Annotated in this window: 6 protein-coding genes; 1 reads left to right on the forward strand and 5 read right to left on the reverse strand. The window is 52.5% G+C overall.

Annotation, left to right across the window (positions count from 1 at the left end):
• From FD744_RS25785 to rluD, 4 genes are all read right to left on the reverse strand, one after another.
• Positions 1-120 (reverse strand): hypothetical protein (locus FD744_RS25785; protein ID WP_237449367.1); only part of this gene is annotated, 120 nt, incomplete at its 3' end.
• 111 nt (positions 121-231) lie between these two features.
• The gene (clpB, locus tag FD744_RS25065) at positions 232-2,805 is read right to left on the reverse strand and encodes an ATP-dependent chaperone ClpB (protein WP_160870002.1); all 2,574 of its coding nucleotides are present in this window, start codon (positions 2,803-2,805) and stop codon (positions 232-234) included.
• A gap of 124 nt (positions 2,806-2,929) precedes the next feature.
• The gene (yfiH, locus tag FD744_RS25070) at positions 2,930-3,655 is read right to left on the reverse strand and encodes a purine nucleoside phosphorylase YfiH (protein WP_160870004.1); all 726 of its coding nucleotides are present in this window, start codon (positions 3,653-3,655) and stop codon (positions 2,930-2,932) included.
• Complete coding sequence (rluD, locus tag FD744_RS25075; RefSeq protein ID WP_160870006.1) at positions 3,652-4,632, reverse strand: 23S rRNA pseudouridine(1911/1915/1917) synthase RluD; 981 nt, start codon at positions 4,630-4,632, stop codon at positions 3,652-3,654. The genes yfiH and rluD overlap by 4 nt, the downstream gene beginning before the upstream one ends.
• 130 nt (positions 4,633-4,762) lie before the next feature.
• Here rluD and bamD point away from each other — a divergent pair, with 130 nt between their 5' ends.
• Positions 4,763-5,503: an outer membrane protein assembly factor BamD gene (bamD, locus tag FD744_RS25080; RefSeq protein WP_034822246.1), complete on the forward strand. Its 741-nt coding sequence runs from the start codon at positions 4,763-4,765 to the stop codon at positions 5,501-5,503.
• 46 nt (positions 5,504-5,549) lie between these two features.
• Here bamD and FD744_RS25790 read toward each other — a convergent pair.
• Positions 5,550-5,662 (reverse strand): hypothetical protein (locus tag FD744_RS25790; RefSeq protein WP_237449463.1); only part of this gene is annotated, 113 nt, incomplete at its 5' end.

Raw genomic sequence — 5,662 nt, forward strand, 5'->3', positions numbered from 1 at the left:
GCCAGCTTCCTCAAGGCAGCGGCTGATGAGCGCAGGGTCAAGAACATCCGCGAGCGTATTCAGAGGATTACGAAGAGAATCGTAACGAGAGACGATATCAAGGGCCTGACTGAGCTGCATAAAAAAATCCGGAAACGAAGCGTTTCCGGATTCTTACACAGCCACTGGATCGTTCAACTGATCCTTAACTGATCGGCATTAGGCCCGAAGGCCCGTTTTCAACATTTTGAATTACTGATGTGCGACGATGACATCGTCTTTAACATCCATTTCAATGGTTTTACCCGGAACAAAAGCACCAGAAAGAATCTTCTGCGCCAGTGGGTTTTCAATTTGCTGCTGAATAGCGCGTTTCAATGGACGTGCACCGTATACCGGATCATATCCATTTTCACCCAACAGCTTCAGCGCTGCATCCGTGATATGCAATTGGTAGCCACGTTCATCCAGACGTTTGTACAACCGCTGCAGCTGAATCTGCGCGATAGAAGCAATATGCTGCTCGCCAAGCGGATGGAACACCACCACCTCATCAATACGGTTAATGAACTCTGGGCGGAAATGCGAACCTACCACCGTCATCACCATATCTTTCATTTCCGGATAGTCCAACGAACCAAAACGTTCTTGGATCAGGTCAGACCCAAGGTTAGAGGTCATGATGACCACGGTATTACGGAAATCGACCGTACGTCCCTGGCCATCGGTCAAGCGCCCATCATCCAGTACCTGCAACAAGATGTTGAAGACATCCGGGTGAGCCTTTTCGACTTCATCCAGCAGAATCACGGAATAAGGGCGACGACGAACAGCTTCTGTCAGATAACCGCCCTCTTCATAACCGACATAGCCCGGAGGTGCACCCACTAAACGTGACACCGAGTGTTTTTCCATAAACTCGGACATATCAATACGCACCATGGCATCGTCGCTGTCGAACAAGAAGTTAGCCAGCGCTTTACTCAACTCGGTTTTACCGACACCGGTTGGCCCAAGGAACAGGAACGAGCCAATTGGACGATTAGGATCGGACAGACCCGCACGACTACGGCGAATCGCATTCGATACCGCATCAACCGCCTCGTTCTGGCCAATCACGCGCGCATGCAGCTCTTGCTCCATCCGCAACAGTTTCTCGCGCTCACCTTCCATCATTCGTGCTACTGGAATGCCGGTCCAGCGTGCCAGCACATCAGCAATTTCCACATCTGTTACGCGGTTACGTAACAGCTTCATGGTTTTACCTTCAGACTGCGTCGCAATAGTGAGCTGTTTTTCCAGCTCCGGAATTTTACCGTACTGCAGTTCGGACATTTGGCCCAGATCACCAACACGTCGCGCCTGTTCCATCGCCAGACGAGCCTGCTCCAGTTCCGCCTTAATGTTTTGCGTCCCCGTCAGAGAGGCTTTTTCCGCTTTCCACTCTTCTTCCAGCTCAGCGTATTCACGCTCTTTCTGATCGAGTTCCGTTTCCAGCATCTCCAGACGTTTAATACTGGCATCGTCCGACTCTTTCTTCAGTGCCTGTTGTTCCAGCTTTAACTGGATGATGCGGCGTTCCAGACGATCAAGCGACTCCGGTTTCGAGTCCATCTGCAAACGAATGCTCGATGCAGCCTCGTCAATCAAGTCAATTGCCTTATCTGGCAGCTGGCGATCGGAGATATAGCGGTGCGACAACGTGGCCGCTGCCACAATCGCCGGGTCAGTAATCTGCACATGGTGGTGTAACTCATAGCGCTCTTTCAGGCCACGCAGAATAGCAATGGTGTCTTCCACGCTCGGTTCAGCCACAAAGACTTTCTGGAAACGACGCTCCAGCGCCGCATCTTTCTCAATGAACTGGCGATACTCATTCAGTGTGGTAGCACCCACGCAGTGCAACTCACCACGCGCTAATGCAGGTTTCAACATGTTACCGGCATCCATGGCGCCATCGGCTTTACCCGCGCCAACCATGGTATGCAACTCGTCGATAAACAGAATGACGTTGCCTTCCTGTTTTGCCAGATCGCTCAGCACACCTTTCAGGCGCTCTTCGAACTCACCACGATATTTAGCACCCGCCACCAGCGAACCCATGTCCAGGGCCAACACGCGGCGACCTTTCAATCCTTCTGGCACTTCACCATTGATAATGCGCTGCGCTAACCCTTCGGCAATCGCAGTTTTACCTACGCCGGGTTCCCCAATTAATACCGGGTTGTTTTTGGTACGGCGCTGCAATACCTGAATGGTACGACGAATCTCTTCATCACGACCAATCACCGGATCTAACTTGCCAAGCTCGGCGCGCTCGGTCAGATCGATGGTGTATTTTTTTAAAGCCTGGCGCTGATCTTCAGCCCCTTGATCGTTCACGTTCTCTCCTCCCCGCAATTGCTCGATGGCCTTAGTGAGTTTTTCGGTGGTTGCACCAGCGGACTTCAATAGGTCCGCCAGCGAACCACGAGAGTCGAGGGCCGCCAGAACAAATAATTCAGATGATATAAAGTTGTCGCCGCGCTTTTGCGCGAGTTTGTCGCACAGGTTCAGGACCCGAATGAGATCGGCTGAAGGCTGTACATCGCCATCCGTACCTTCTACCTGCGGCAGTCGGTTGATAGCTTGTTCGATGCTGGTACGCAGACCAGCCACATCGGCACCTGCTGCGCTAAGCAACGGACGCACCGATCCGCCTTCCTGATTGAGCAAAGCGCTCATCAAGTGCAGGGGTTCGATAAATTGATTGTCGTGTCCCAGAGCAAGGGACTGAGCATCGGCAAGGGCCAACTGGAATTTATTAGTAAGACGATCCAGACGCATGATTCCTCCAATACAGGTCAAAATGCTACTGGAGATTAAATGAGGTCATCCCTCAAATATTTCAAGGTTAATGACCTGTGTTGCGAACAAAAAATACGCTACTGGATCGTCTTGCGGCGTAAGATTATCTCAGCCAAATCAAAGTTGCCATACGCCCGGTGATTCCATCTCGTCGGTAGGAGAAAAAATCATTGGCTTCGGTGAAAGTGCAACGCTGTGAACCACTGATAGAATGCACTCCAGCGGCCTGAAGTCGCTGACGCGCTAGCTGCCAGATATTCGCAAAAAATTTGTCACCAACCGGGCGAAAAGCCGCATCGGCTTGTACATCGTGCGCCAAAAAGGCTTCACGCACCTCAGCACCGACTTCAAATGCCTGCGGGCCAATAGCGGGGCCAAGCCAGGCGTGGATCTCACGGGCTGGTGAGCGAAACTGTTGCAGCGTCTGTTCCAGCACGCCGTTACACAGACCACGCCATCCAGCGTGAGCAGCAGCCACTTCACTGCCATCATCACTGCAAAACAACACCGGCAAGCAATCCGCCGTCATGATGGCGCAGACTACACCGGATTCGCGGGTGATGGCCGCATCTGCATTGGGTAATAACTCGTTCGCAGGCAAACGCACAACGTCCTGCCCATGCACCTGATTAAGCCACTGCGGCATGGCGGGCAGCAGTTTATCTTTCAAATGCTGACGATTTTGCAAGACATGCGTTTCAGCATCGCCAACGTGCGCCCCAAGATTCAGCGAATCCCAGGGCGCAGTGCTAACACCGCCATGTCGCAAGGTGGAACATGCCTGAACGCGCTGCGGTGCAGGCCAGTCAGGAATGATCCACTCACTCATAGCCAATCCATTTGATCGCGGAACTCATGAGTATCGGCTTTCAGCGCGTCAATCAGATCGACCATGTCTTGCGGCAACGGCGCATGCCATTCCATCTCAATGCCGGTGATGGGATGGTAGAGACGCAGCATGGTGGCATGCAGCGCCTGACGGTCAAAACCGCGCAGCGCGGCGATGAACGCATCTGATGCACCTTTAGGCGGACGCGGACGACCGCCGTACAGCGGATCACCCACTAATGGATGGTTGATATGCGCCATGTGCACACGAATCTGGTGAGTACGACCCGTTTCCAGACGCAGACGCAGACGCGTATGAGCACGGAAATGCTCCATGATGCGATAATGCGTGGTCGCGGGTTTACCCATAGGGTGTACCGCCATGTGAGTGCGTTTGGTGGAGTGGCGCGCCATCGGCTCATTAACCGTGCCGCCTGCCGTCATGGTGCCAATCGCAACAGCTTCATATTCACGGGTAATCTCGCGCAGCTGCAGCGTTTCCACCAGATGCGTCTGAGCGGGAACGGTCTTCGCCACCACCATCAAACCGGTTGTGTCTTTATCAAGACGATGGACGATCCCAGCACGCGGGACGTCGGCAATTGGTAGGTAATGATAAAGCAGCGCATTCAGGACCGTACCATCCGGATTACCTGCCCCAGGATGCACCACCAGGCCACGCGGTTTGTTGATGACCAGAATATCATCGTCTTCATAAACGATGTTCAGGGGAATGTTTTGCGCTTCCCAGCGCTGCGCTTCTTCGATTTCAGCATCGATAGACACCTGCTCACCGCCGAAAACTTTCTCTTTCGGTTTATCGATGATGGTGCCGTTGACGCTGACGCGACGCTCAAGGATCCATTCTTTTATGCGGGAACGTGAATAATCAGGGAACAATTCCGCCAAAGTCTGATCTAAGCGTTGTCCAAGCTGTGCTTCGGACACCGTTGCGGTGAGTTGAACTTGTTGTGCCATATACAGCTTCTTCGTTAACGTTGGGTTTTCACGGCGATGCCGTTTAATATAATGTGCTATCGTACCAGGTCATAACCGGGAGCTATACGGACAGCTTCCGCTACAACACTTTGAGGATAATCATTTCGTCATGACGCGTATGAAACATCTGGTGGCTGCTGCCACATTGAGCCTGAGCCTGGCTCTGGTGGGTTGTTCCGGCTCATCGGATCCCGTTCCGGACAGCCCGCCATCTGAAATTTACGCTACAGCCCAGCAAAAGCTGCAGGACGGTAACTTTAAAGCGGCGATTAAGCAACTGGAAGCACTGGATAACCGCTACCCGTTTGGCCCTTATTCGCAGCAAGTACAGCTGGATTTAATCTACGCGTATTACAAAAATGCCGATCTGCCACTGGCGCAAGCCGCTATCGCTCGCTTTATGCGCCTGAATCCGACTCATCCAAACATCGATTACGTCATCTATATGAAAGGCCTGACGGATATGGCGTTGGATGACTCTGCACTGCAGGGCTTCTTCGGTATCGATCGTTCAGATCGTGATCCGACGCACGCTCGTGATGCTTTCCGTGACTTCTCACAGTTGCTGCGCAGCTATCCGAACAGCCAGTATGCTGAGGATGCGCAGAAACGTTTAGCCTACCTGAAAGAGCGTCTGGCGAAGTATGAACTCTCGGTGGCGCAATTCTATACCAAGCGTGGGGCCTATGTCGCCGTTGTTAACCGTGTTGAAGGGATGATGAAAGATTTCCCGGATACCGAAGCAACGCACAAAGCGCTGCCGCTGATGGAAAATGCCTACCGCCAGCTGCAGTTAACCGCAGAAGCGGACAAGGTAGCGAAGATCATCGCGACAAATAATCAGTCCTGATTTTACTACCAATAAAAAAGCAGCCTTAATGGCTAATGCCAGTCAGTTAAGCCTGACTGGCATTTTTTCTTCTGGCTGTCGGATATTTATAGGGTCTCTCTTTCACCACCCTTGGGAACGAGCGCTCCCGTCGTCCCGGTAGTCTGACCATCTCTGCTA

Origin of the sequence: Pantoea sp. Taur (assembly GCF_009830025.1) — a bacterium.
Lineage (GTDB): Bacteria > Pseudomonadota > Gammaproteobacteria > Enterobacterales > Enterobacteriaceae > Pantoea > Pantoea communis.